This window comes from Algoriphagus sp. 4150 (assembly GCF_031457395.1).
In the GTDB taxonomy this organism is placed as follows: domain Bacteria; phylum Bacteroidota; class Bacteroidia; order Cytophagales; family Cyclobacteriaceae; genus Algoriphagus.
Genome location: NZ_JAVDWS010000001.1, coordinates 254,056 through 279,194, shown reverse-complemented (window position 1 = coordinate 279,194; position 25,139 = coordinate 254,056). Strand labels below are relative to the sequence as shown.

Below are 25,139 nucleotides of genomic sequence, written 5' to 3'. Positions count from 1 at the left end.
ATGCAGGGCTTCCCTGTGAACTCAGACGGAAATTCTCAGACAATACTATTCTAAAGAGAAGTTTGATCTATATTAAGCAAACTAACTTCCTAGAAAACAAGGTTTTGGGCTTTTGTATTCTCAGAATCAATTCTGATTACTTTAAACAAAAATGCAACAAATGAAAAGAAAAAACGATGATAAATGTCGACAAAAAACGACGAAAAAGTGCATTAAAAATCTAGTACAACTTATTTATTAAGAGATTTTTTACGAACTCGACTGAGCGTGTCTTTTGAAATCCCAAGATAAGAAGCAATGATATGCTGAGGGAATCGCTGGATAAAATATGGATGGCGTTCAACGAAGTCTGCAAAGCGATTTTCCGCGGTAAGACTGATCGACGAGGTTATTCTTTTCTGTGCAGCAATACTATTTCGCTCATCAAGTTTCAATATAAACTCATTAAAAACCGGACATTCCCTACACAATTTTAATGTATTTTCCCTTGAAATAAGAAGCAGTTCACAGTCTTCCCAGGCCTCTATATTGTACATACTAGGTACAGACGTAACGAAACTTTCCCGATCACCTGCCCACCAATTTTCTATATATAAATCAACGACATGATCCACACCTTTTTCATCTATAAAATATTTACGCATAGCACCTTTCACAATAAAGGACATATCCTTAAAAATCTCTCCCTGCACCAGCAAATGTTGTCTCCTTTTTAATTTTCTGTAAGTAAAATGACTAAGGATAAATTCAAATTCACGATCTGATATTAAAGTGGAAATATATCTATTAAAATAATTATGTAGCGACTTCATGTGAATAAAATGAGCTAATTCGAGATAATAATAGTTTTTATAGACGATAAAGGAGAATTCTTACAGGTTAAAGTGGATCAGTCTAGGGGGATTCTATATCACTATGAGGCAAATAAAGGAGTGAAAATTAGAAGTCATGCAGAACTATATTTCAAGAGTTAAACCCGCAATGCCGACATACAAACATTGACAATATCCTCAAACATTTCTTTATCAGCATCAAACTTTACCGTGACCCGCAGTCCGTTCAATGAATTAAAAACAAATCTTGCCAGCGAGCGGGCAGGATATTTAGTCGTAAAAACACCTTTATCCTGACCATTTTTAATGACGCTACACAAAGCCTCCTCAGTATCACGCATAATAGAATTGGAGATGGCTGCAATTTCTGAATCAACGGGAGCTAATTCAACGGCCGAATTTACCACAAAACATCCCTTAGAACTGTTATAGCCGATCGCTTCATCTTTGACTGATTCAAAAAATAACCTGATATAGGCCTCTACATCTTCTACTACGTTATGCGAACTGATGACAGGATCAACTCTCTCTTTGCGATATTGCTGTAAAGCTTTTACAAAAAGAGAATGTTTATCACCAAAAGTGTCGTATAAACTGGAACGGCTAATACCCAAACTGTCCACCAAATCCTGCGCTGAAGTGGCATTGTAGCCTTTTTCCCAGAACAACTTCATTGCTCTGTCCAATACCTCCTGCTCATCAAATACTTTTGTCCTGGCCATAAAATAAGATCTTTGTAGAGAAGCGAACTTCCCTACAAAGATACTGAATTCAGGAACGAATGTTCCGTTTATAGACAAATTTTTTATATCCGAACAGCGTTGACAGAAGCACCACTATCAATGGCGTGTTCGACACCTGAAATAAACGAAGCATCATCTGAAGAAAGGAATGCAATAAGCTTGGCTACTTCTTCAGGCTTACCAAACCGTTTGAAGGGCATAATTTTTTCTTTCAGGAAGTTGTGAACTTCCTCGCTTCCCAATTCGCCTCTGTAAATCATATCCGTTTCCGTCATGGCAGGTGCTACTGTGTTTACCCTGATTTTTCTGCCGGCCAACTCTACTGCTGCAGATTTGCTGTAAGCAGTCAGCGCTGCTTTACTTGCGGAATAAACACTGGTTCCTGTGGCATAGCTATAAGCACTGACAGAAGTCACATGAATGATGGAGGCTCCGTCATTAAGAATCGGAATAAACTTCTCGGTTGTAAATACCGCACCTTTGAAGTTTATGTCCGAAATCGTATCGAACGTCTCTTCGGTAAGCTGACCTACAGGTTCTTGCAGAGCCACCCCTGCATTGACAATCAACAGATCGACTTTGCCGTAAATTGACCTGACCTGTGCCGCCAAATTCTCAGTATCGACAAGACTTGTAACATCTGCACGTATTCCTATTGCATCGCTGCCTAATTTTTCTACCGCTTCATCAATAGTTTTTTGATTACGGCCTGTAATCACCACTTTGGCCCCTTGTGCAATAAATTCTACGGCAGTAGCATAACCAATTCCCGAATTTCCACCTGTAATTACTGCGACTTTGTTTTTTAGTTTACTCATGTTTTACTTATTTAAAATTTATAACGGAATGAATGTTCCGCAAAGATATAATTAACGGAACGAATGTTCCAAATAAATGTTCGGATTTCTGAGGAACATTCGCACTACACTTCCTCCAATAAATTTTATGCGTACACGCATGATGCATATACCTGAATGATTATATATTCCTCAGGCCTTGAAAAAATGCCCCTAGCCCTTCGCCGCGACGGAGGGAATCGCCAAATTTGAACCTCCAGCATCAATTCGAAGTACATACATGCAGATAAGCGGATACACATATAAAATTTTGTGATTATCCGCAACGATGCAAGTAGCCATACTCCCCTTGTTTTACTGGACGGAAGACCGAAGACGGGTGCCCCGCCACGGCGGCCAGGCCAAATTAGCCGCTCCGCTAGTGTTTTCCGAATATTATGACACCTTTCTTCCGTTACTTGTAGAAAAGCGAATACACAAATAAAATTTTGAACAATCCTACATTTAAAAAACAGCTAGCCGGATGATTCAAGAACTCAAAAGACACATAGAGGAGATTATCACCTTGACAGATGATGAATTTTCATCCATTTCCTCCTATTTTTTTCTGCAAAAATTCAAAAAGGGAGAATTTCTGATTCGCCAAGGGACGAATGTACCCTACACCTATTTTGTTATTTCCGGGCTTTTAAAACTAATTAGCACGGATGAATCGGGAAAAGAGCACATTCTCTCCTTTGCTATGGAAGATTGGTGGGAAACCGACTACTTAGCATTTTACACAAAGACCAAAGCCAAGATGTCCCTTCAATGTCTGGAAGACTCCGACATACTTTGCATCAGCCTGGAAAATTACCATAACTTATGCTCAGCATATCCCCTCATGGAGCATTTTTTTCTTCAAAAAGCCACCTCAGGACATATAGCCTCGCAACAGCGGATCTTGTCTCTGCTAAGTTCAGATGCAAAAGAACGATATGAGGGATTGCTGAAGCGCTACCCTTCCTTGATACAACGGGTTCCCAAAACACTGCTGGCAGCTTATCTTGGTGTTTCCCGCGAAACACTCAGCAGACTTTCTTCTTGAGCTATTTTGCGTAAAAGTCAGAAAGTGATGTATGTCACGGGAGGCAGAGATCAAGTCGCAATAAATTTGCTGATCAAAACCAAACTAATACAATTCAGATGGAAAAGAAAGTAATTAATCCCTGGAAGTGGCAAGATGCACGAAGCTATGTTCAGGCTGTCGAAGTAAAAAATGTGGAAGGCACACTGTATGTTTCCGGCCAGACGGCCATTAATGACGAAGGAATATCCAGCACTGCTGATATGAAAACCCAGTTGGAACTGGCAATTAAAAACCTTGAACGGGTGATTAACGAGGCTGGCTATGAATGTAAAAATATCGTCCGTCTGAACATATACACGACATCGACGGAAGAGCTTTGGCCACATTTTAATATTTTACAGGAGTGGGTAGCCAAACACGACATGAAGCAAGCACTGACATTCTTGGAGGTAGTCAGCCTATTTGAAACCCTCAGCGTGGAACTGGAAGCAACTGTTGTAAAATAAGCCGTAGTAATAGCGAATTGATAAGTTCAAATTTATGTTCTCCGTCAAAAAGTCCTGCAAAAAGCAAACGACCAAGCCAGTTTAATTCTTTGTTAGTTTCAACCTTAAGAACCTTTGGTTTAAACCAAAGGTTCTCATATTATACTATAAACAACTAGTTTACAATAGAATAAATTACCTATTGGAAAGAAAAAAAGAAATCTTTTATCTCACCTCCATAAACATCCGGTACTTCCATGGCTGCGAAATGGCCTCCTTTCCCAAGCTTGGAAAAGCTTGAGATGTTTGCCATCCTATCAGCCCATTCCTTTGGAAACTGCGCTTCTTTTGGGAATAAAGAAACTCCCGTGGGTGCTTCAACCCGCGCAGATGATTTCAGACCACCCATGTAAGCGGCTCTGGCATTCTCTGCATAAGTTCTAATAGAAGAATTGATCGATTGACTTACCCAGTAAATCATGATATTCGTAATCAACTCGTCTTTGGAGAAGCAAGATTCAAGATCTCCTCCATTATCACTCCAAGCATAAAACTTCTCTATAATCCAGGAAGCCAATCCCACGGGGCTGTCGTTGAGGCCATATCCCAAAGTTTGCGGTTTGGTGGATTGGACCATATTGAATGCCCCCTCGGTGAAAAACCATTGTTGGATTTCCTGTCCAAACTGCTGTTCGGCAGGCGTCATAGTGCTCCAGTCTTCACTTCCGTTGGGATATCCCACATCGGTTAAGTGAATTGCTTTTACATGTTGGGGAAACTGAACTGCCATAGACTTGGTAATAAGCGTGCCCATATCCCCTCCCGCGGCAAAGTAAGAGGAGTAGCCTAGCGTTTCGGTCATCAATTTATTGAATATCTCTGCTGTCCGATCACTGTTGACAGCTGTCTGTTGGGAAAAGCCAAACCCGGGTATGGAAGGAATAATCAGATCAAATGAAGCTCCACTCTCTGTCGGGCCGGTAAGTGTTGGAATTATCTTTAGAAACCTGTAAAAGGAATCAGGCCAGCCATGACTCAGAATAAGAGGCAGATTGTTTTCCCCTTTGCCTTTTACATAAATAAAATGAATGGCAATTCCATCAATTTCAGTTTTGTACTGTGGGTATTTATTGATCTCTGCCTCATGAATTCTCCAGTCGTACTGTGTTTGCCAGTAAGTTATCAGCTCACGCAAATAGTCAGGGTTTGTTCCAAAATTCCACCCCGCTCCTTCCGGTTCATCAGTCCATCTGGTCTGTCCTAATCTTGAGGATAAATCCTTCAATACTTCTTGCGGTACGTCAATTTTAAATGGTTTCATAGCTGTGTTTTTTTATGGTACAGTACAAAAATAGCTAGGCCCCCTCCCCCTTCATTGTAAAAAATTTACCTCTAGACACACTGAATTATTGTCCTTTTATTTTGGAGTCAGGCAATTGCAAAATCATATCAGGAACCAAAATATTCTTTTCGTTTGACAATTGAGAGGCGACGTACTCCATAGGTCTGATTCCCGCAAAATCCGTAAAGTCCCGAATAAGGTGGGCTTGATCATGGTAACCGTAGCGCTGGACAATAGAAAACCAATCCACATGTTCTTTATGTCTTTGCAGCTCATTCACCACAAGGCGAAACCGGTTGATACGCTGCAATAGTTTAGGGGTAAAGCCGGTGTGCTTTTTAAGCATGTGAATGACGTGTTTTTGGGAATAGCCGGTTTTGAAGATTAACCAATCAATGGGTTTGTCTATATTTTCATGCATAAATTTCACCACCTCCTGCTCCATACTTTCGTGGGCAGTATAGTGAAGAAAGTAATTTTCGAGAACCTGGAATTTATCCTCTATCCGTACAGTATTGAGCACCTGCTGATAGCACTGCCTAAATGAATTTCCCAAGATGGCTTCTGCTTCTATTCCTACATGAGCTATAGCGGTAATTGGGATTTTGGTCAATGAAAAAAAGCCTCCGGGAGTAAACCGTATACTGATGATGGTAGAATCCGGATTGTTTCGGTAAAGTACAGCCTGCTTCTGTATACCCGAAATCCACGCATGCTTCATCTCTATATTGCCCGTGGATTGTTCGGAAAGAAGAACTGAATTTTTGGTGTGCTCATTCAGCTCAATGACCAGATTAATCCCGCCTTCAGGCAATTCCTTGATGTATGGAATAGGTAAGGAACCACTCACATACACCATGTGCTGTATAAAGTTAGCTAGCGGATATCCGGGTGTATAGTGCTGAATGTGCATAGTTTACTTTAAAGGCTCCCTTCCCACAAACGATTCCTTCCCCAGTAAAAAATTAATAGCTCTTGCTACATTACGGTCGATGCTGATTTCGGTTTTGAGGAATGAAATGTACCTCACTATTTCGTTTTGTAAGGAAGGTGTCAATTCCTCAAATTTTGCCTTTGCCTTCAGGTTATTTTCCAATGCATCTTTCAGCTTAGGATGAGGCGCGATAGTCCGGTCAGCAGTGTCATAGCCAATGGTTACTTCTATCGTTTCCCCAATTCGTTCGGGAGATTTTTTGAGCATAGCGGTATTGATATAAAGTCTCCAAGCCCCACTGTATTTTACCAAGGTTTGTTGGTATGGCTTCCCATTAACTGTCCCCTGGATGGGAATGGGGCCTTTATCCTTTCCATGGATTGTAAAAAGCTCAAGCAGAATCTCATCCGGCACAAAAACAAACGGATTGATTCCAATAATTTTTATGTCTGCCTTGAATTCACTCATTTTAGCTTTTGTTAGACACTTTTCTTTTTCATCCTTCTTCTCATTTTTCGAAATAAAAATACTATTACAGCTGTCAAAATCACAAACGGCCAAAGGGAGGTTAAACCGAGCAGAAAGAATAGAAAACCTTGCCACCCATCATCTATTGCACTTAGTATTCGTGCACCAAACCCTTTTCGCTGGGAGGAATCATAGACATAAGGCAGGACTTCATAGAACGATAAGTGAATAGTACTATAATTTACCTGCTTGCTGAGGTAATTGAATTGTCCCTGGAGACGTTCGATGTCGGTCCGTACTTCGTTCAGATTCTTCTCAATCTCAAGAATATCTTTAATTGCAGAAGCCTTTTCAAGAAGCTCCATATACTTCTGTTCTAGAGCTTCTTTGCTTTTAATCCTAGTTCTTAAGTCATAGTAACGCTCCGTAACATCCTCTGTATTTGAGTAGCGGTTATCCAACCTAAACACATTTGCTGCTATCGAGGAGTATAATGTATCATAACTCGTCGAGGGAACTCGAACGGTTACGTTATACCTGATTTCATGAGTTGATTTCGACTGGTTTTCATTTTCAATATAGGCATTGAACCTAGGTAAGAGATTACGGATTTTTTTGTAATCTTCTTCTATATTCTCAGATTGAAAGTCAACACCACCGGTCTTAATTACCTTTTTTGTGATTTCCTCTGCATTGGTAGCATCATCCGGCGATGGGAGGTTAGCTGAAGGAATTTCATTAAAGCTTTGAAATTCACCACTGATATCCCCTGACGCCGCGACTCTATCGTGTGAATTCCCGCATGCACACACCATACATACTATTATAACTAAAAGCAGATTCTTCATAAAAATATCTTGTCTATACCATCCAAATATAGAAGGAAGTCCTAACTATTTTCTACTTTTTCTTCAATGCCAAATTCATCTGCCGGTATAACCCAATTGTTTGTTTTAACATCCCATCCATAAGGTCAGCCATAGATATGGAGTGAGTTCACCCGATTGGTCAGATATATTTGAGCTCTGTGGCTTTATGAATAAGTGCAGCCACATTTCCCACTTTGAATTTTTGTAATAAATTTCTTCGGTGGCTTTCTACAGTAAGCGGGCTAATGAAGATCTTCTCACCTATTTCTCCCGAATTCAATCCACTGGCCAGAAGAGAAAGGATTTCTTTTTCCCTTCTGGTGACTGCCGGAATATCTCCTTTGTCATGTGAGCGCATAATCTCTTTGATACTTTTACTCAATGCGACAGTTCCTTCCATAGCAAGGGTTATGCAGGAAATAACTTCTTCCTTGGAAGCGTTTTTCAGCAAATATCCGGATGCGCCGTTGGAAAGCATTCGCTGAATAATACTGTGCTCGTTGATGTTGCTTATTCCCACTACTTTGACATCAGGATATTTCTTTTTTATCACTTGGCAAGCCTCTATCCCATTTTGCCCGTTAAGATTTATGTCCATGAGCACCACATCCACTGCATTTGTCTGAAGAAATTCAATCGCCTTTTCTGCATCAGGAAAAGTTGCCTGAAGCTGGATTTCTTCATTGTCTTTGAACATATAGATAAATCCCTGCAAAACGATAGGATGATCATCGACCAGTATAATTTTGATTATTCCTTCAGACATGGCTAACGGGTATTTGAATATTTATAGTTGTTCCTTCTTCTTTGGCAGATAGGGTTTCGAAGGTACCACGCAATAAGGCAACCCGGTTGGTCACATTCTGCATTCCTATACCCTGCGACGGAGCATCATTGAGACCGAGACCTATGCCATTGTCTTCCACGGTAATAAACAGCCAATCTTCCAGTTGACTGCATTGTAAGATGATCTCAGTAGCTTCTGAATGCTTTAAGGCATTTGTGAGTAGCTCTTGGATTATCCGGTAGCAGTTGATCAATAGGGATCGGGTATAGGTAGGACTAAGATCAAATGATTGGAATTTAATTTCGGTGATCTCATTACTCATATACTTGCACAAATCAGCCAAAGCTGGCTTCAATCCCATAAGCAACAAAGATTCCGGCATCATATCGCGGGAAATCCGTCTCAGTTCATCCACTGAATAATCCAGCTGAAAGACCACCTCTTCAATAGCTTTTTGCTCCGTCCTTCCATCAAGGTGCTGCTTGGCCAGAATTGAGGAAAGCTTTAATTTACTTCCGGCCAGCAACCCGCCTAACCCATCGTGCAGATCCTTTGCAATCCGGTTTCTCTCCTGCTCCTGCCCTTGCATGATCGCATCGTAATTTGCCAACCGTTGCTCCTGTGCAATTGATTTGATTTCTTCTTGATGAAGCTTCTCTTGCTGGGCAAGCAACTTGAGATTTTTCTTGGCAAGTTTCCATACGAAATAAGTGATTGCCAGTACGAATAGTATCCCTCCGAAAAGTAAGTAAATCAGCCACCTATTCCGGATAAGTCTTGATTCATTCAGTGTATTTACCTCCCGCAGCTTTAGGATTTCATTTTCCTTTTCTATGCTCTGATACTTTTTCTCCAAGTCAAGGATCTTTAAAGCCATGTTCCTTTCCTGAAAGGCATCCTTTCCCAATGCATAAGCCTCCATTTGGATGTAAGCTTCTTTATAATTCCCGAGAGCAGCAAGTGTGTGTGACATCTCTCTGAGATAGAGCAGTTGATTTTGGCTGTTGGGTTCAGGCTCCATCTCCAGAAGCAAATCCAGAAACTTCTTTGCACTGGGGTATTCTGCAAAATCACGATAGGTGGCGAAAATCTCAAAATAGATATCCTTAATCGCATACGTATTCTCAAATTCCCCGGCCAACCCAAGTGCTTTCTCCAAATTGGCTATCGACTCATTTTTCTCTCCGCTATGTCGATAATAGGTTCCTTTAGCTCTATAAAATGTCGAGATTAAATCCGGGTAGTTTACGTGATCTAGAAGTAGTTCAGCATCCTTCAAATAAGCATCAGCCAAATCATACTGTTTGGAAAACATAGCATTTTTCCCTCTGTTTAGCAATATCTCGAATTTGGAATCATGGGACGTTTTCTGGGTGGAAATCGTATTCATGGCCTGCTCAAAATAGCTGTCAGCCATCTCATGGCTCTGAATATTCATTAGAAGCAAACCAATATTGAGCAGATAATTTGCTACCAGTGTGCTATCTCCACTTTTCCTTGCAAATGGCAGACTTTTTTCCACCAGCAAATCCATAAACTGGCTTGAGCTGTCCTGCTGCTGAAGCAGTGACCCATAATTATTCCACGCTTTGGCTCTGAACCCATAGGAAGATGGATCATTATATCCCGATAAGTAGCTGTCTGCCAATCTGTAATAATGCTTTGCCTTCTCTATATCGTGTATGTAAATAATATTTGCCCGATGATGGGCAGCTATCCCCAAATTATAAAGGCTTGGTTCAGCCCCCATATATGATTCTGCTTGCCGGAGATAGGTATATGCTTTGACAGTATCCATATCGCTCCAGTATCTGCTAAGATTGAGCAAATAGGAAATTCGTACACTGTCACTTTTAGCGTTTTGAATTAAGTTCAGAATACTGTCGTCATAGGTCTTTACCAGCTCGGAGCTCTGGGCAGAGAGTTGAAAATGAAACATCATACCCAGTATCACCGGAAGGTAGGCTGATCTGATCCAGGGGAGTGTCGGAATCCTTATAACCTTATTTTTAAGATGTTTGCCCAATTAGTAACGTAATAGAAGTGATGCTGAGAAAGTAATGGATAGAGCGCTTTGCATAGCTTTGAGAAGAAACTTAAGAAGGATAAAACTTAATACAGTTCGAAGTACCTCCATTTCTATCCAATCAAGGTTTCCACGTATTCTTTTCAAGATAAATTTTTCTTCCCACTTGCCAATTGAAAATTACATAAAGTATATCTAACGCCAATACATGGCTCCACTCGCTGCCTGTACTGAATTCTCTCCATTCGAAATCACGGGGATTACACCTTCACTGTTTGGATAGATGGGATCTACGTTATAGACTTTTCCATCAGCAGGAATGATTTTAAGGTACCAAAGTGCTCCAAACGGTCCTGTTTTGGTATAATCCGTACCTACGAGCAAATACTTTCCGTCCGGCGAAAAAACCGGCGCCACTTCCCTATCGTTGCTTTCTGTGACCTGCACAAAATCGCTTCCATCCATATTCATTAGGTAAATGTGGTTGTTTACCCTGACTGCAATTTTTTGTCCGGCTGGATCCACCGCCGGGTCACCCCAACTTTCGTAATTCATTTCCTTCACCAGTGTTCCGCTCTTATAAGGAGGATCTACCTTGATTAATAATTTTTTGTGCGTGATCAGCAGTGAGTTGCCCGGCAACCACTTCACTTGTTCATGCAACTCAATTTTCTCCCCATTGATGTCATATAAATGAGTTACAAGTTTACCGGAAGTGTCAATTATCACTACTCCTTCTTCATAGGTAGAAGAAATTACCACCAGAGTATTATCGGGAGAAAGTTCGCCGGATTTGAATTTCGAGCCTCCATTTAGGGGGAAATAACTGAATTCTTTCATGATTTGACCATCATCCACATTGGTCATGGTAAATAAAATTTCATCTGTCCAAATATCCGGATTCATGGAGGTCAATACTATCCGCCCATCCTGCGAAAGGCTCCAGCCATTCCTTTTCGTATCATAAGGAAGAAATTCACTTCTAACACCGGTCTGCGTATTAATTGCCAGTGCGCCTTCAGTAGCCCAGTCAAAGTAAAGACCTCCGGATAATTGTCCCCCACCGGGAAGAACAGGAGCTTCATCTTCATTCGAACAGCCGGATGACAATGCTATCATTAAGATAGCCGCGGAGAGTTGGATTAGCTTTTTCATGTGTTTATAATTGTTTTTCAATGGTCATAACCTGTCCCAAATCTGCCTTAGGCAGGCTAGTTTTCTGTGGAGTTAGTCGGTTTATACAAATTTAGGAGCTGTCTTCACCACGATCAATCCACGAAAACAAGGGTTTTATACCAATTGAAAAAGAGAATTAAGCTTCACTGACCTTTAATTTGCCCTCCATTGTTCCCGCATGGAAAACATCAATATGCATGAGTATAAAAAAGCTTGTGAAAGATCATCCTAGGTGAATTTCCCTTTCCTAAAAACCAACCTGCATTACTCATTTCTCCCAATCCAACCTAGATGGGTGTTTTTAAAATTATCGTTGAATTTCAGTCCATAGCCAAAAAGTCTATCCATTGCTGAATGTCCGAATAAAATAACACCGGCTAAAGTGAGGACAGGAATCGCCAACCAAATTCCCAAGATAAAAATAAGTATTGCGACCAGTTTATGGTGAAAAAAATTATAGCTCCAAGCACCTATTTTGGGATTGAGCAAATAGCCAATCATTGATAAATCAGGCAATATAATACAGACAAGAAAAATCCACCACGCGTAGTCTAATTGACTAAACAAGAAAATCGACAGCAAAAACTGACCTAACTCTTCTAGAACTAAAAGATTTTTCATTCCTCTCTTCATAACTATTGCTTTGTTTTATTAAGACACAAAAACCTTAAAATCCAGTCGGTTGCCTCCACACCGAAGACTAAAACCACCGATTTATGCCAGCTTATTCTGCCACAAGTTACGACTCTCACTCCCAATGTATAAAAAGACTCCAATACATACCGTTACCAATCAAGGCAATTCAATCACCTCATCAGACAAAACAGCATAAACCTTGGCTCCTGAAGTTTTCTTCAAAATTTGCAGTCCGGTCAATTTCCCGTATGCAGGTAAAAGCAAGCATTGGTCATGATAATAAAAGCAAGGCAGCCTATAGCTTTGCCTGCCTTTGGTCTTGATCATTACGCCGGGATGAATGTGGCCCGAAATATTCAATTTTTCTTCCTGTATAAAACTCAAAGGAGTGTGGGTAAAAAGTAGACGGGTTCCGATTTCATATTCCTCCACCACCTCAATGGCAGTATCTTCCATGACGGAAGAGGGTAGAATATCATGATTGCCTTTGGTCAATACAAAGCGGGTATCGGGATAGCGGAGGAGAAACTCCTTCAAAGCCAGCCATTCCATGTTCAAACTGCTATGGAACAAATCTCCCAAGAAAACCACCGTGTCAGGCTGAAGGAAATCCACCAGCATTTCCAGAGATTGCAAGTCAGGAGATATTTTCGGTATAGGGATCATAATCCCCTCTTTTCTAAAATGAGAGGCTTTTCCAAGATGGAGATCTGCAATCACCAGCGTTTTATGTGTTGGCAAAAAAGCTGCTTTTTGGGGCAGCAATTGAATTAATTCATTTTTGTAATAAAAATCCATGTCTAATCAAGAAGCTATCATTTCTCCAGTGTGGTTTTAAGTTTCCCCAATCTGGTTTGCCAATCTTCATTGCTATACCTTTCCCGGAAAGATTCCGCAAAAATAGGAAAAGAAAAGGGTGTGAGCCTTTCGGGAAAAGTAAGATTAATCGCATGGCTGCTGATCCTCACAAAGGCAGAATACATACGTGCAGATTCCAACTGAAAATCCATCACCTCATCGTATGCTTGCCTCAAAAGGAGGTTCCCCGGATCGTAGTCTTCAAAAACTGAAAAGAACAAAGAGGAATTGGCTTGCAGATGCCTCGTTTTGATAGGTTTGCCAGGATATCCCTGAAAGACCAATCCTGCGATGCTGGCAATATCCCTGAATCTTCTACGTGCCATCTCCGCAGTATTGATTCCGAGTTGAATATCGGAGATCAAATTTTCGGTATCAAACAATCCACTTCCCAAGGCCTCCTCAACAGGAATAGGCGAGTCGCTTAACAACTCAAACCCATATTCATTGGTAGCAATACTGAAAGTGGCTTTTCTGATCTTACTCAGGCGAAAAGCAATCACAGCCGCCATTCCTTCATGCACAAATTTCCCTTCAAAAGGGTAAACAAACAGGTGATGCCCGTATTTGGTCTGAATACTTTCCATCAAGAGCGTGCCTTCTGCAGGAAGAGCGGAAACCTCCTTTTGTCGTTGGAACAGCGGCTTCAAAAATTTCAACTCGGGGTTGTTCCTGCCGATGGGAAGATGGGCCAGATCCATAGAATGCCTCAGCGCCACGCCCAGATCTGCGGAAAGCGGTAATCTTCCTCCCATCCAGGATGGTACGGCACCTTTTTTCCCAGAATTATTTCTTACTATCGCCTGCATCTCCCGCACCATGATGAGTTCTAGATTCCTCCCGGAAAACCAAAAGGTATCTCCGGGCTTCATCCTGGAAATAAACCATTCTTCAATAGTCCCCAGGTATTTCCCCCCCATGTACTTCACCTGCATCATCGCATCACTCACTATTGTCCCGATGTTGAGCAAATGCCGATGGGCAATTCTCCTACTAGTCACCTTAAACACACCATCCTCGGCAACTACCTTGTGAAATTCATCATAGGCGCCGAGTGAACGTCCGCCTTTGGTGATCATCAAGAGACATTCGTTGAATTCTTCTTTGCTGATAGAGGCGAAACAATGCGTACTCTTGACCTCCAAGTAAGTTTCCTCAGCTTTAAATCCTTCAGAAATAGCCAGCGTGACCAAGTATTGGACCAGTACATCAAAGGAGCGGATGTAAGGAATGCGCTGTTCCATCATCTCTTCTTTAATGGCGTATTTCAACGAGGCCCCCTCCATAATCTCAAGGGAATGTGTAGGCAAGAAATAAACCCGGCTTAAAGCGCCCGGTTGATGTCCACTTCTCCCCGCACGTTGTAGAAAGCGGGCAATCCCCTTGGGTGATCCTATTTGGACCACGGTGTCCACAGGCCGAAAGTCCACGCCCAGATCCAAGCTGCTGGTGCAGATGACCGCCTTCAGGTTTCCTTCATGCAAAGCTGCTTCTACCCACACACGAATCTCATTGCTCAGTGAACCGTGATGGAGGGCAATAGCACCCGCCCAATCCGGTTTCATATCAAGCAACTGGCGATACCACATTTCCGCCTGCGAACGGGTATTGGTGAACAATAAGGTAGATTGACTCTGTTCTATAATTGGGATAACTTTTTCCGCCATATGGACACCCAAATGACCGGCCCAGGGAAAATGCTCTAGCACATCCGGCAAGAGCGTTTCGATCTGTATTCTCTTTTTTATAGTGGACTTGATCATTTCCCCTTTATTATCGGGGCCGAGTAAAATGACTTTTGCTTCTTCCAGATTGCCTATAGTCGCAGATATTCCCCAGATCTTCAATTTTGGATTCAGTGCTTTTAGACGACTTAAGGCAAGCTCCACCAGCACTCCTCTCTTACTCCCCATCAGCTCATGCCACTCGTCCACCACTACAAATTCCAGATCCGAGAAATAATCACTGTATCCTTTGCTTGCAAGCAGAATGTGTACGCTTTCAGGAGTGGTGATCAAAGCTTGAGGAGACTTTTTCTTCTGTTCTTGACGCAGTTTGGCAGAGGTGTCACCGGTACGTAAACCTATCTTATAATCCAAAGCCAAATCATCGCTGACCAGCGTGGTCGCTTGATAAATCTCGCTTGACAATGCCCTTAAAGGCGTAATCCAAAGACAATGGAGCTTAGGTATCTCCCTGACCTTTTTGACTTTTCTCCGGATGTAATAATGATGAAGCACGCCAAACCAGATGGCCATGGTTTTACCGTATCCTGTGGGAGCATTTAATAAACCCGAACGCCCTTTTGCGATAGCGGCCCATGTTTTTTTCTGAAAAGCATGGGCTGTCCATCCCTGATCTGAAAACCACGCATCCGCAAAAATATTCATGGGTTCACGGCTTCAATTAATTGCAGCAAATCGCTTTTGGTGTTTGCTGATTTGGGAGATTTATCCTTTCTCCACCTCAGGATTCGGGGGAATCTCAGTGCCACTCCTGATTTATGACGTGGACTCGCATTGATTCCTTCAAAAGCTATCTCGAATACATATTCAGGTTTTACACTCCTTACAGGCCCAAACTTCTCAAGCGTATTTCTTTTGATCCAATTATCCAAAACATTGATTTCCTTATCCGTCAAACCACTATAAGCTTTGGCAAAAGGTACCAGCACATCCCCATCCCATACTGCGAATGTATAGTCAGTAAATAGATTTGCCCTTCGCCCATGGCCACTTTGTGCATACAGAAGTACACCATCTACTGTCATTGGGTCTGTCTTCCATTTCCACCAGTTGCCCCGCCGTCTTCCGGTTTCATATAAACTGGATTTTCTTTTCAGCATAAGCCCTTCACAATAATAATCACGGCCATGTTGACGAAACTTTGCCACTTCACTCCATTTATCAAATTCCAATGTCTCAGAGAGCAGAAGTTTTTCTTCCGGGTGGAGGGCAATAAGCTTTTTCAGAAGTCCTCTCCTCTCAGTCAGAGGTTTTTGTCGTAAGTCCTTCCCATCCCATTCCAGTAGATCAAAGCAGACCATGACCAAAGGCGCGTCCTTCAGATACTTGAGAGAAATATTTTTTCTACCTATCCTTGTTTGCATCACATGAAATGGCAGCGGTCGACCATCTTTCCAAGGTATAATTTCTCCGTCAAGCACTGTCCCATCGGGAAGGGAATTTTTAAGGGACAAAAATTCGGGAAACTTATCTGTCAATAATTCTTCTCCCCTACTCCACACAAAAATTTCCTCATTTCGCACGATAATCTGCCCACGAATTCCATCAAGCTTTTTTTCTATAAACCAATCTTGGATGCCTCCCAAAGCCTCGGGTTCTGTATCTAATTGATAGGCTAGAAAAAACGGATAGGGAAGATATATCTTGTCCAAGTGACTATCCCCTGCAAACATGGAAGTCATGGTTTCCTGATACGGATCCCATTTCCCCATGAGCTGATGTGCGATGGAGGTCTGTTCCTGATCCAGGTATTTTGCAAGGGCTTTTATAACTAATTGACGGGATACTCCCATTCTGAAATTTCCCGTGATCAGCTTGTTAAAAACAAAGCGCTCCTGCACAGAAACACTCATCCAATAGTCTACAATAAGTGCTTTCTTTTCTTCGGAGGGTAGATCCGTCAGGCGGGAAAGAAGCGCTAACGTCTCTCTCAGACTATACTGCTGCTCCTTCCGCTGAGCAGGAAGCATCAAGGCAATGGCTTCTGCCAGATCTCCCACGATATAATATGATTCTTCAAAAAGCCACATGGGCAACCCTGCAATTTCAGTGGCCCATTCTTTTAACTCCGAGGTTTTTACCGGCCTTTTGGGTTTGTTTCCGATCAAAATGGAGACAGCAAAAATCTTATCTCCCTCCTCGGCATGGGTAAAATAATCGGCCATTGCCTGGATTTTCTGATTGGTCTTCGTAGTCTGATCAATGGCCGTAAACATCTCAGTGAACTCCTTCATAACTTATTCCAGATCTGCGGTGGCGGGTTCAAATTGCGTTTTTATTTCAATTGCATTGAGTTGGTAACGGTCCGTAAGCCACTTGGCAAATGTATTCTGGTATCCATGGGTGACATAGATATTCTCAGCACCGGTAGCCAATACAGCTTCGTTGAGTTGTGTCCAGTCGCAATGATCTGATAAGACAAATCCCCGATCTACTCCGGAACGCCTTCTTGCACCCCTCAGTTGCATCCATCCACTGCACAATGCTTTTCGGGAAGGCGGGAATTTACTGAGCCAAGGCGTGGACAAGGCAGAAGGCGGCGCTACGATTATAGCTCCCATCATTGATTTTCTGTCCATCTCAGGAGTTACTCTTATTCCCGGAAAATCATGTCCTTCAGCGTTGAATGCATCATTTACATTGGCAACCGCCCCATGTAAAAAAATATCCCCTATACCTAAATCCAAGTGATGGAGAATGGACTGGGATTTACCCAAAGCATACGCTATCACAACTGTATTTATACCTTCCGATGCATTTTGCTTCCACCATTGGTTGATGTCTGCATATACTTCTTCCGCAGGTGGAAAATTATAAATAGGTAATCCAAACGTGGATTCTGTAATAAAATGGTGACATCTAACCGGCTCAAAAGGGACACTGAGTCCATCGGACATTAACTTATAATCTCCTGACACCACCCATATTTCTCCCTTGTATTCCAATCTTACTTGGGCAGAGCCTACGATGTGTCCCGCAGGATGCAAGCTTATACGTACACCGTTTTTGGTAATTGTCTGATTGTAGTGTAATCCCTGAATAGATATATCCAAACCCAATCTTAATCTCAAAATAGGCATGGTCTCCGTATGGGAGATGTAATGGCCATTACCCATCCTTGCATGGTCACTGTGACCATGAGTGATTATAGCCGACTTAACGGGTTTCCATGGATCAATGTAAACATCTGCCCTTGGGCAAAAAATGCCTTTGTCGGTAAATTCCAGCATGATACTTTTCTTACACTAGTGAAAGTCACTACTGTGAAATACAACCATTATACCGGGCTGATAGTTTTACATGGAAAACCCTCCTGATTCCAACTTACCTATTCCCCATGTGTTTAGGGCTTGACCTTTTCCCAGTATTCGTAGAGACTTGTTTTAGGATAATTAGGTGTATCAGGAAAAATACTGAAAGAAATCTCATCTTTGAAATACCAATAATTACCTCTCAGTTCTCCGGTAGTCGTCTCTATATTCAAAGATTCTATATTTACTATGGCATAAGTACCCTCCTCTTCCACATAGTTCACCGCAAAATCTCTTAATTGCTCAGGAGTATCATATTTCAAATTAAGGCTTATGTCCAGCTTTTCATTTTCAGAATCACTTCTGATATCAAATGTTTTGCAAGCATAGGAGTTCAGTTCTTCCGCCCATAAGAAACTCTTTTCTTTTGCTGCAGGATTTCCTATCCTGAAGAGTTCTTCTGACACAGCTATACTGTCCTCTTCACTGACGATGATGGTATATACATTTTTCTGATAGATGTCGATGACATGGTTTTGAGTGTCGATTTTTACATCTGTCCGCTCAGCAATGATATAGCTGTCTTCTATCCCGAAGAAAGATCCAAACAGGAAGAATACTAGTTTGATTTGTTCCATTTATTTTTCTTTGATTTGCTTATTCTTTAATGAATCCGGTTTGAACCGCTAATGAAGTGAAATTACAGTGAACTTCTATAAGATCTGATCCCATCAAAAACTCATTCCTATTAATTTTTGAAATAATACCCGTTACGACTTGGAGAGAAGTATGGGATTCCCGACCCAACTAAACAAATATAGGAGATCAATTTGCACCTTAGCCCTTTCCTGTGTTCTACTATACGTAATCCAATAACTCCAATTCCTTAAATCAACCGGAATAATTCACCCACCCAATGGAATTATCTCCACGAAAAGGGCAAGCTATTCGCATCCCCACAATTAGAAAACTGGCTTTATTAAGCCCAATCGACACTATTCCTCTTGGCATAGATCTAGGGCTATAGTAAGTCAAATAATAAATTCACTAACCAACTATTACCATGAATACCACTCACAATTCCCAAATCAGTAGCTCAACAGCAATGTCTTGCGTAGTCAAAACTGCAAGAGATGAATCAGTCGGATCGATCAAAGACATCATAATCAACACCTCGACCGGCCAGGTAGATTATGTCGTTCTGAAAGTAGACGAAGGATTTCTCAATCTAGGTTCGAAACTTCTGGCCTTACCTTTTGAGTCCTTCGAATTTCACCCTTCACAAGAGGATGTTGTAATCGTAAAGGAAGTTAAAGAAACCTTGGAAAATGCCCCCGGTTTTGACAATGATAACTGGCCATCAGGACCGCAAACGGAATTTCTTCATGGCATGAGAACCTATTACAGTGAGGAAGCCCGCAGTCTTCACGGTCGATACGATCAAGAAAACGAATCATTTTTCAGCGATGAAGACAGATTCGACGTAGGTTCTGAGCGAATAAGAGATGCCCAATTTGGCGATGGCTTCCTAGAAAAAGACCACCGTGGAAACAGACAGTCAGATCATAGAAGAGGAGGAAATCCGCTATTATAATTTCTGATTGAACTACAATGCGAAAGGCTAATCCGGATGGATTAGCCTTTTTATTTGCCATTTGGTAAATCTAACCGGATAGTAAATCCCAGCCAATCGCTCTTCGCTTGATTATTCCTGCATTCTATTTAACTCTATTCCCAACTCGTCAAAACTGATTTGATAAATATTTCCGAACCCATTTTCTGTGCTGTTATAAAGCTGCTGCAATTCCTCAAAATTCCCGATTTTAGGAGTGACAGCGGTTACTCTTTCGCTAGTGAAGTATAGATTACGCTCTTCCCAGTCCACAAAAGGGCAAAAGTCCAAGAAAGGTGAATTGACTTTTGCACCTAGATTTCTCGCCTCCATCCATTTGCCTGATGCATCCTTTTGGCTGATGTATAAGTCCCCTCGTCCCAAATCATCCGCTCTGCCATATGAGCAGAATAAAATATAGTCTTCATTAGGACTGATAAATGCATTGAACTCATAAAAAGAGGTATTGATCTCCTCGGGAAGAGGTTCAGGAGACAGGTATTTCCCATCCACCAATTCCGACATGAATATATCTTCCTTACCTATTCCATTTGGTCTTGTAGCTGTAAAAAACAAATTCCCCTTGCTACTCAACGAGGGATAGAACTCATCCCCTGAGGTATTTATAATTGAGTCTAAGGGTACAGGCTCAGCCCAACCTGCATCAGCTCTATCTGAGTACCAAATATTAAAATCACTTCTTGAGCTATCACCATAAATCGGTCTATTGGAGGCGAAATAAAGCCTGTTCCCATCAGTGCCGAAAAAAGGTTCAATATCTTGAAAAACACCTGAAATATTCAGCACTTCAGGCTTGCCCCATTCTCCTTTTCTCTTTTTGATACTGATCAGAAACCTGTAATTCTGTTTATAATCACCACGTGTAAAAACAACCTCATCTCCTGCCGGAGAAATTGCCATATCCCTTTCATAAAATGGGGTGGAAACCAGCCCTTCGGCAAAAAGATGTGGAGTACTGGAAGTAACATGCAAATCAATACCCTTGATATCAGAGTCATTCTTAGTAGAACGGCAACTTAGTTGAGAGATAAGAAAAAGCAAGGAAAGAAATTTTATACACTTCATTTAAAAGGAGTTATAGTTTCTAGGTATCTGTCATTAAAAATCCAATGCTGAAAATCTCTCCCAAAGCGTTACGAAAGGGGAAAAATATTAGCTTTCTTGCCTTTGTTCCTCACGATATATAATACAGCTTTCCTCACTTCCGAAAACCTTTCAATATCCTAAGATTCTAGCATGGCACTGCCCAGCCCCACTTTCTAGTCCAAAGGCTAATTACCGAATTTCTCCCAATATTACCATAGTTTAATATGTCTATCCGCATTTCTACCAGTAAGGAAGCAAAAGCGACATAAGATTTGGTGAACTTTAGCGATGAAGGTCACTTCGGTCTTCCTTCTACTGTCTTCCCTCCCGTAAACCAAAGAGAAATATAGCTACTGGCATCATTGCGGATAATCACATAGTTTAATTTCCCTTACCGGAAAGGCAATTAGTCTTATCCTGAACAATCTGTTCAAAGGATGTTAGCACATAGTTGTGGAATGTCGTAGTCCATTAAAATTCCGCTTCTACCATTCCATTGTTTACCATCGCACCAACAAGACTTCCTGTTGCTACGGCATTGGCTACGGAACGCATTGGGCTTGTGTTGTCTCCACAGGCAAAGACATCCGGCACGCTTGTCTTCTGAAACATATCTACTTTGAGATGGCCCTGTTCGGTGAATTCACAACCCAACATTTCCGGAATTTTGCAATGTTGTTCAAATTCAGGACGTGAATAGATTGCTTTTAAGTCAAAGGTGGATTTATCCTTGAAAACGATCTGCCGAACATTCCCTTTTTCATGATTGAGGTAAGCAATTTCTTTCTCAACTACAGCAATATTGTTTTTTGCGATTTTGTCGGCTTGTTCTTGTGTAAGGGTAGACTTTCCGTTGGTGAAAACGGTTAAAGCTTTGGTCCAATTATGAATAAGCTGGGCATAATGAAAAGCAAAATCCCCATTGGCCACTATCCCTGTAGCTACATTCCTAACTTCGTATCCATGGCAATACGGGCAATGAATGACGGTAATCCCCCAACACTCAGAAAAACCCGGTATACTGGGCATTATATCCTTAACCCCTGTAGCAAAAACGAGTTTCTTTGCTTCAAATTCTTCTCCTGCTTGAGTCGTGATCGCAAAACCACCAACCTTGCCATCCTTCAGCTTATCGGTTTTCCTGCCACTGACGGCAAGCCCTTCATGAAATTTGACCGTGCTATAACTCAAAACTTGAGCTTTGGCTTTTTCCGCTATTGCACTGGGTTTTTCTCCGTCTTGGGTAATAAAATTATGAGAATGGGGAGTTTGCCTATTGCATGGCAGACCACTGTCAAGGATTAAAACATTGCGCATGGCACGACCCAACGCCATTGCTGCAGAAAGTCCTGCATAGCTCCCGCCAATGATTATTGCATCAAACTCTTTGTTGTCTGTCATATGATTGAAATTTATAAATGATGTTAATGAAAATGGTTGTGCCAGCACTGCTAAAGCCAATCCACCTTGCTGCATGATTTCTCTTCGGGTTATCTTAGTGTACATTTCCGCCGTTTGTGGTTTTTCGGCATTTGATCAAATAGAAAGGGTAGTTTTCAGATACTTCTGTAATTTGAAACAAACCTGCCTTTCCAAATTCCTCTTGTATACTTTCCCGATCGTAAAAGAACATTTTGACCCCTCCAAACATTTCAAACCGGTCTTTGCCGATGAGTTTACCTTGACCATACGTACTAGCTCCCTTTGTGATAGCAGTAAAGACCATATATCCATTTTCTGTTAGTTGATTATAACAATCGTCAATCAGCTTAACTCTTTCGGAACTGTCCAACAAATAAATTAATCCATAGCAAAATATCCCTTCGTAATGATCAGTGTCAAAGGGCATATCGCATACAGAACCGTGATAAATGGTCATGTCTGTCCCATAGTGTTTTCTTGCCAATTCAATGGCAGTTTTTGACAGTTCTATACCGGTGACATTTATACCATTGTCCCTGAATAGTTTTGCGTTTCGGCCATAACCTATGCCGGGAATAAGCATATTTCCCACACCCTTTTCCATAAAGAAAGCATTTGTTAATTCTGCTGACTTAGCAGGTTGAAAACCCCACATTTCCTGTTTATCCTTAAAAGCTTCCTCCCAAAATTCTGACATACTGTTTATGTTTGTTACCCTCAAGATCACTCAAAGTCCTAACCTGCTTATTATCGAAAGGATATTGGATTTTCAATGTTGGAAAACTGTTTTCAAGTGTTTTTAAAATGCGTTCTGCCAGAATTTCGCTTTGTATAGAGATGGTACACACCTCTATTAAAGCACCTAACCCACTATGACTTATGGTTCTTAGCTGTATCATTCTGCTCTAGAACTTTCAGCAAAGATAGGTAAAGCTGTTATTACTGCAACTTTGTCGCATTAAATTATTGCAATAATGTCGCAATAATCTTTTTTTTGTAAGTTTGTAATGTGAAAAGAAGAAATACCATAACCCAGGAAGCCGTATTGTCTGTTTTGACAAAGACAAGGAGGGCAATGAGTCAGGATGCTATTGTAAAGCAAATGAATGTGGATGCAGACAGGGCAACTGTATACAGGATATTAAACCGCTTCTGTGAGGATGAAATCGCCCATAAGATCGTAGCGGATGATGGCAAACAGTATTTTGCAGTGTGCATGAAATGTGACGAAAAAACGATAGCGGATAATCATTTTCATTTTCGCTGTACGAAATGCGAAACCATTGAGTGTCTGCCCGTCCTCGTAGAATTCTCCCTGCCAAAGAATTATAGTGTGCAGCGAATGAATTGTGTTCTTATTGGAGTTTGTAAGGATTGCGCTTAGTTGCCCCAATTTACCAGTCAGAAATATAGATCATCGAGACCCCTGCCCCTCTTCCCAGAGTACGGCAATTCCTTTTGCACGGGACACCACCGCTGCTTTAATTAGGATTTCCTTTTCCTTAGAGCGGATTTTTTTCAAATTAAGCCTATCCCTCAAAAGAATTGGAAACTGCTGCAATTACCTACTAATGCCCGTAGCAGATTTCGAAGTGACCCCGCTACGGACCTACATAGTATGAAGGCTTATCCCTCACCTACATCAAGCCTTTGGTAATTCACCATCCAGTTGATCCCATACTTGTCTTTAAAACTCCCATAGTATGCACCCCAAAACATATCCTGCAGAGGCATTTCAATTTCCCCATCGGCTGAAAGTTCATCAAAGAGGCGTTTTGCCTCTTCCCTTGATTCGGGTTCAAGGTTGATGTGCATATTGTTTCCATAATTGACAGTCATTCCAGATGGGTTTCTTCAGATGTACTATTCCCCTGCTCGATTGGAGATATCAAAAAGTCAGCATCAGTAGTTACCTCTTTCATTTTTCTTCTTTCCCCAGGCTATCACTTGCACCCCCTTAGAATAGCAGATTCGGTGTGGCCCGCCTTTGAGAAGTCGACTAAATCTGGGATAACTCACTTCTAAAAACTTTATTTTCAATTCATGCACCGTCCATGGTAAATGATGAATCTCAAATTCATTTATTGATTTTTTGGTGTCTTGAAATAGTGCATACCTCTCGATCAGCCATTTGTCCAACTCAGTTGTCGGTACTTCTTCCCTTCCGTGTTCATATTCAATTTTCAGCTTGTCGCCAAATTCTGAATTGGAAGATTCATAGAGATTTTCACTCCTTTTGATTGTCGAAAAACGATAAGGAAGTTCAGAAACCCCTTTTGCTATTTTACAGGACAATTTTGAGCCACCTTCTATGCTTAAAAAATAGACACCTGTTTTGCCATTTGATTTCACATACGTCCGAATATTAATTTCCTGAAAGTTAGAAACAGGAGAAAAGGCCGGAAGATTTTTTGGTCTTATCTTTTCCATTGTAAAAGCAACCACGGACACCCACGGCTTCCCTTCAAAGAGATCGATTTCCAGTTCTTGTGGAACAAATTCTCTTAAGTCTTCCAAATCTACTTGCCAATGCAGAAATATAGCGTCATTCCATTCTTGGTAAAATTTCCAGTTTTCATCAGGTAATTTCCAAGGTCGATGTTCGGTCGTATTTAATATTTCTCTGATTCTCAATCCTGCAATCGGCTATAATGATTTAAATATGTATCCACATTCGGTCAAAAAACAACCCTCCAAGAATGTCATACAGATTCTATTGGGCATAACGGATACAGGAGTCGATCTTGTACCTTTTCCTATCTAAACCAAGAGGTCAAATTTCTCGAGCACAGGGTTAGTGAATCGGTCTTCATGTTATTAGCCAGCCGCTCCCATTCAACCTCAAAGTTATAGTTATTTCACATTTAGCTATTGGCAAACTCACTGTTTTTACTGTCTCAGGTGACATACCCAGCCCAACAGCGGCATCATTATTGGAAATTTATTTATAAGCAAGCGCATCAGCTTAGTGGAAAACCT

Annotated in this window: 25 protein-coding genes; 4 read left to right on the top strand and 21 right to left on the bottom strand. The window is 41.3% G+C overall.

The features are described 5' to 3' along the window. Nucleotides 1–230: 230 nt before the first annotated feature. From J2X69_RS01205 to J2X69_RS01195, 3 genes are all read right to left on the bottom strand, one after another. Nucleotides 231–812: a Crp/Fnr family transcriptional regulator gene (locus J2X69_RS01205; protein WP_310097154.1), complete on the bottom strand. Its 582-nt coding sequence runs from the start codon at nt 810–812 to the stop codon at nt 231–233. A gap of 158 nt (nt 813–970) precedes the next feature. Then, nucleotides 971–1,555 carry a TetR/AcrR family transcriptional regulator gene (locus J2X69_RS01200; protein ID WP_310097151.1) on the bottom strand — a complete coding sequence of 195 codons (585 nt, stop codon included), beginning with the start codon at nt 1,553–1,555 and terminating at the stop codon, nt 971–973. Nucleotides 1,556–1,638: 83 nt separating this feature from the next. After that, nucleotides 1,639–2,394 carry an SDR family oxidoreductase gene (locus J2X69_RS01195; protein WP_310097148.1) on the bottom strand — a complete coding sequence of 252 codons (756 nt, stop codon included), beginning with the start codon at nt 2,392–2,394 and terminating at the stop codon, nt 1,639–1,641. 502 nt (nt 2,395–2,896) lie between these two features. Here J2X69_RS01195 and J2X69_RS01190 point away from each other — a divergent pair. Both J2X69_RS01190 and J2X69_RS01185 read left to right on the top strand, forming a co-directional pair. Then, nucleotides 2,897–3,460 (top strand): Crp/Fnr family transcriptional regulator, encoded by a 564-nt coding sequence (locus tag J2X69_RS01190; protein ID WP_310097145.1) that lies wholly within the window; start codon nt 2,897–2,899, stop codon nt 3,458–3,460. A gap of 98 nt (nt 3,461–3,558) precedes the next feature. Next, nucleotides 3,559–3,948 carry a RidA family protein gene (locus tag J2X69_RS01185; protein WP_310097142.1) on the top strand — a complete coding sequence of 130 codons (390 nt, stop codon included), beginning with the start codon at nt 3,559–3,561 and terminating at the stop codon, nt 3,946–3,948. A gap of 178 nt (nt 3,949–4,126) precedes the next feature. Here the strand turns inward: J2X69_RS01185 and J2X69_RS01180 are convergent, their stop codons facing one another. From J2X69_RS01180 to J2X69_RS01120, 13 genes are all read right to left on the bottom strand, one after another. Continuing rightward, nucleotides 4,127–5,248, bottom strand: a complete 1,122-nt coding sequence (locus J2X69_RS01180) for an epoxide hydrolase (protein WP_310097139.1) — start codon at nt 5,246–5,248, stop codon at nt 4,127–4,129. A gap of 85 nt (nt 5,249–5,333) precedes the next feature. Next, complete coding sequence (locus J2X69_RS01175) at nt 5,334–6,182, bottom strand: helix-turn-helix domain-containing protein (protein ID WP_310097136.1); 849 nt, start codon at nt 6,180–6,182, stop codon at nt 5,334–5,336. Between the two features lie 3 nt (nt 6,183–6,185). Then, entirely contained in the window at nt 6,186–6,671 is a 486-nt protein-coding gene (locus tag J2X69_RS01170) for a YdeI/OmpD-associated family protein (RefSeq protein ID WP_310097133.1), read from the bottom strand. Between the two features lie 11 nt (nt 6,672–6,682). After that, a complete protein-coding gene (locus J2X69_RS01165) occupies nt 6,683–7,519 on the bottom strand; it encodes a DUF4349 domain-containing protein (protein ID WP_310097130.1) in 837 nt (278 codons plus the stop codon). 160 nt (nt 7,520–7,679) lie between these two features. Next, on the bottom strand, nt 7,680–8,306 hold the full coding sequence (locus J2X69_RS01160) for a response regulator transcription factor (protein WP_310097128.1): 627 nt from the start codon (nt 8,304–8,306) through the stop codon (nt 7,680–7,682). Beyond that, nucleotides 8,299–10,353, bottom strand: coding sequence for a sensor histidine kinase (locus J2X69_RS01155; RefSeq protein WP_310097124.1), 2,055 nt, complete (start codon nt 10,351–10,353; stop codon nt 8,299–8,301). Before J2X69_RS01155 ends, J2X69_RS01160 begins: the two co-directional genes overlap by 8 nt. 195 nt (nt 10,354–10,548) lie before the next feature. Then, nucleotides 10,549–11,508: a hypothetical protein gene (locus J2X69_RS01150; RefSeq protein WP_310097121.1), complete on the bottom strand. Its 960-nt coding sequence runs from the start codon at nt 11,506–11,508 to the stop codon at nt 10,549–10,551. A gap of 285 nt (nt 11,509–11,793) precedes the next feature. Then, the gene (locus J2X69_RS01145) at nt 11,794–12,162 is read right to left on the bottom strand and encodes a DUF4260 domain-containing protein (RefSeq protein ID WP_310097119.1); all 369 of its coding nucleotides are present in this window, start codon (nt 12,160–12,162) and stop codon (nt 11,794–11,796) included. A 159-nt stretch (nt 12,163–12,321) separates the two neighbouring features. Next, on the bottom strand, nt 12,322–12,963 hold the full coding sequence (gene pdeM / locus J2X69_RS01140) for a ligase-associated DNA damage response endonuclease PdeM (protein ID WP_310097116.1): 642 nt from the start codon (nt 12,961–12,963) through the stop codon (nt 12,322–12,324). Nucleotides 12,964–12,980: 17 nt separating this feature from the next. Then, on the bottom strand, nt 12,981–15,413 hold the full coding sequence (locus J2X69_RS01135) for a ligase-associated DNA damage response DEXH box helicase (protein ID WP_310097113.1): 2,433 nt from the start codon (nt 15,411–15,413) through the stop codon (nt 12,981–12,983). Beyond that, nucleotides 15,410–17,002: an ATP-dependent DNA ligase gene (locus tag J2X69_RS01130; protein ID WP_310097110.1), complete on the bottom strand. Its 1,593-nt coding sequence runs from the start codon at nt 17,000–17,002 to the stop codon at nt 15,410–15,412. Before J2X69_RS01130 ends, J2X69_RS01135 begins: the two co-directional genes overlap by 4 nt. A 3-nt stretch (nt 17,003–17,005) precedes the next feature. After that, the gene (locus tag J2X69_RS01125) at nt 17,006–17,998 is read right to left on the bottom strand and encodes a ligase-associated DNA damage response exonuclease (RefSeq protein ID WP_310097106.1); all 993 of its coding nucleotides are present in this window, start codon (nt 17,996–17,998) and stop codon (nt 17,006–17,008) included. A 113-nt stretch (nt 17,999–18,111) separates the two neighbouring features. Then, nucleotides 18,112–18,657, bottom strand: a complete 546-nt coding sequence (locus J2X69_RS01120; RefSeq protein WP_310097103.1) for a hypothetical protein — start codon at nt 18,655–18,657, stop codon at nt 18,112–18,114. A 425-nt stretch (nt 18,658–19,082) separates the two neighbouring features. On the opposite strand from J2X69_RS01120, the gene J2X69_RS01115 reads away from it, so the two are divergent. Then, nucleotides 19,083–19,613: a PRC-barrel domain-containing protein gene (locus tag J2X69_RS01115; protein WP_310097100.1), complete on the top strand. Its 531-nt coding sequence runs from the start codon at nt 19,083–19,085 to the stop codon at nt 19,611–19,613. 111 nt (nt 19,614–19,724) lie between these two features. On the opposite strand, the gene J2X69_RS01110 is transcribed toward J2X69_RS01115, so the two are convergent. From J2X69_RS01110 to J2X69_RS01100, 3 genes are all read right to left on the bottom strand, one after another. Further along, nucleotides 19,725–20,717 carry a sialidase family protein gene (locus J2X69_RS01110; RefSeq protein ID WP_310097097.1) on the bottom strand — a complete coding sequence of 331 codons (993 nt, stop codon included), beginning with the start codon at nt 20,715–20,717 and terminating at the stop codon, nt 19,725–19,727. 492 nt (nt 20,718–21,209) lie between these two features. After that, a complete protein-coding gene (locus J2X69_RS01105) occupies nt 21,210–22,244 on the bottom strand; it encodes an NAD(P)/FAD-dependent oxidoreductase (protein WP_310097094.1) in 1,035 nt (344 codons plus the stop codon). Beyond that, nucleotides 22,234–22,857, bottom strand: a complete 624-nt coding sequence (locus tag J2X69_RS01100) for a class I SAM-dependent methyltransferase (RefSeq protein WP_310097090.1) — start codon at nt 22,855–22,857, stop codon at nt 22,234–22,236. Before J2X69_RS01100 ends, J2X69_RS01105 begins: the two co-directional genes overlap by 11 nt. Before the next feature lie 312 nt (nt 22,858–23,169). Here J2X69_RS01100 and J2X69_RS01095 point away from each other — a divergent pair, with 312 nt between their 5' ends. After that, on the top strand, nt 23,170–23,544 hold the full coding sequence (locus tag J2X69_RS01095) for a transcriptional repressor (protein WP_310097087.1): 375 nt from the start codon (nt 23,170–23,172) through the stop codon (nt 23,542–23,544). A 242-nt stretch (nt 23,545–23,786) separates the two neighbouring features. On the opposite strand, the gene J2X69_RS01090 is transcribed toward J2X69_RS01095, so the two are convergent. Together J2X69_RS01090 and J2X69_RS01085 are read right to left on the bottom strand one after the other, a co-directional pair. After that, nucleotides 23,787–23,999 (bottom strand): VOC family protein, encoded by a 213-nt coding sequence (locus J2X69_RS01090; protein WP_310097084.1) that lies wholly within the window; start codon nt 23,997–23,999, stop codon nt 23,787–23,789. Between the two features lie 63 nt (nt 24,000–24,062). Continuing rightward, on the bottom strand, nt 24,063–24,794 hold the full coding sequence (locus tag J2X69_RS01085) for a DUF2071 domain-containing protein (protein WP_310097081.1): 732 nt from the start codon (nt 24,792–24,794) through the stop codon (nt 24,063–24,065). Nucleotides 24,795–25,139: the final 345 nt, after the last annotated feature.

What these genes read in the sequence shown, in the direction of transcription:
- J2X69_RS01090 (WP_310097084.1), bottom strand. Translation starts at nt 23,999, where the DNA reads ATGACTGTCAATTATGGAAACAATATGCACATCAACCTTGAACCCGAA.
- J2X69_RS01105 (WP_310097094.1), bottom strand. Translation starts at nt 22,244, where the DNA reads ATGTACACTAAGATAACCCGAAGAGAAATCATGCAGCAAGGTGGATTG.
- J2X69_RS01120 (WP_310097103.1), bottom strand. Translation starts at nt 18,657, where the DNA reads ATGGAACAAATCAAACTAGTATTCTTCCTGTTTGGATCTTTCTTCGGG.
- J2X69_RS01195 (WP_310097148.1), bottom strand. Translation starts at nt 2,394, where the DNA reads ATGAGTAAACTAAAAAACAAAGTCGCAGTAATTACAGGTGGAAATTCG.
- J2X69_RS01205 (WP_310097154.1), bottom strand. Translation starts at nt 812, where the DNA reads ATGAAGTCGCTACATAATTATTTTAATAGATATATTTCCACTTTAATA.
- J2X69_RS01150 (WP_310097121.1), bottom strand. Translation starts at nt 11,508, where the DNA reads ATGAAAAAGCTAATCCAACTCTCCGCGGCTATCTTAATGATAGCATTG.
- J2X69_RS01175 (WP_310097136.1), bottom strand. Translation starts at nt 6,182, where the DNA reads ATGCACATTCAGCACTATACACCCGGATATCCGCTAGCTAACTTTATA.
- J2X69_RS01190 (WP_310097145.1), top strand. Translation starts at nt 2,897, where the DNA reads ATGATTCAAGAACTCAAAAGACACATAGAGGAGATTATCACCTTGACA.
- J2X69_RS01125 (WP_310097106.1), bottom strand. Translation starts at nt 17,998, where the DNA reads ATGCTGGAATTTACCGACAAAGGCATTTTTTGCCCAAGGGCAGATGTT.
- J2X69_RS01200 (WP_310097151.1), bottom strand. Translation starts at nt 1,555, where the DNA reads ATGGCCAGGACAAAAGTATTTGATGAGCAGGAGGTATTGGACAGAGCA.
- J2X69_RS01115 (WP_310097100.1), top strand. Translation starts at nt 19,083, where the DNA reads ATGAATACCACTCACAATTCCCAAATCAGTAGCTCAACAGCAATGTCT.
- J2X69_RS01130 (WP_310097110.1), bottom strand. Translation starts at nt 17,002, where the DNA reads ATGAAGGAGTTCACTGAGATGTTTACGGCCATTGATCAGACTACGAAG.
- J2X69_RS01185 (WP_310097142.1), top strand. Translation starts at nt 3,559, where the DNA reads ATGGAAAAGAAAGTAATTAATCCCTGGAAGTGGCAAGATGCACGAAGC.
- J2X69_RS01145 (WP_310097119.1), bottom strand. Translation starts at nt 12,162, where the DNA reads ATGAAGAGAGGAATGAAAAATCTTTTAGTTCTAGAAGAGTTAGGTCAG.
- J2X69_RS01135 (WP_310097113.1), bottom strand. Translation starts at nt 15,413, where the DNA reads ATGAATATTTTTGCGGATGCGTGGTTTTCAGATCAGGGATGGACAGCC.
- J2X69_RS01110 (WP_310097097.1), bottom strand. Translation starts at nt 20,717, where the DNA reads ATGAAGTGTATAAAATTTCTTTCCTTGCTTTTTCTTATCTCTCAACTA.
- J2X69_RS01165 (WP_310097130.1), bottom strand. Translation starts at nt 7,519, where the DNA reads ATGAAGAATCTGCTTTTAGTTATAATAGTATGTATGGTGTGTGCATGC.
- J2X69_RS01100 (WP_310097090.1), bottom strand. Translation starts at nt 22,857, where the DNA reads ATGTCAGAATTTTGGGAGGAAGCTTTTAAGGATAAACAGGAAATGTGG.
- pdeM (WP_310097116.1), bottom strand. Translation starts at nt 12,963, where the DNA reads ATGGATTTTTATTACAAAAATGAATTAATTCAATTGCTGCCCCAAAAA.
- J2X69_RS01170 (WP_310097133.1), bottom strand. Translation starts at nt 6,671, where the DNA reads ATGAGTGAATTCAAGGCAGACATAAAAATTATTGGAATCAATCCGTTT.
- J2X69_RS01160 (WP_310097128.1), bottom strand. Translation starts at nt 8,306, where the DNA reads ATGTCTGAAGGAATAATCAAAATTATACTGGTCGATGATCATCCTATC.
- J2X69_RS01180 (WP_310097139.1), bottom strand. Translation starts at nt 5,248, where the DNA reads ATGAAACCATTTAAAATTGACGTACCGCAAGAAGTATTGAAGGATTTA.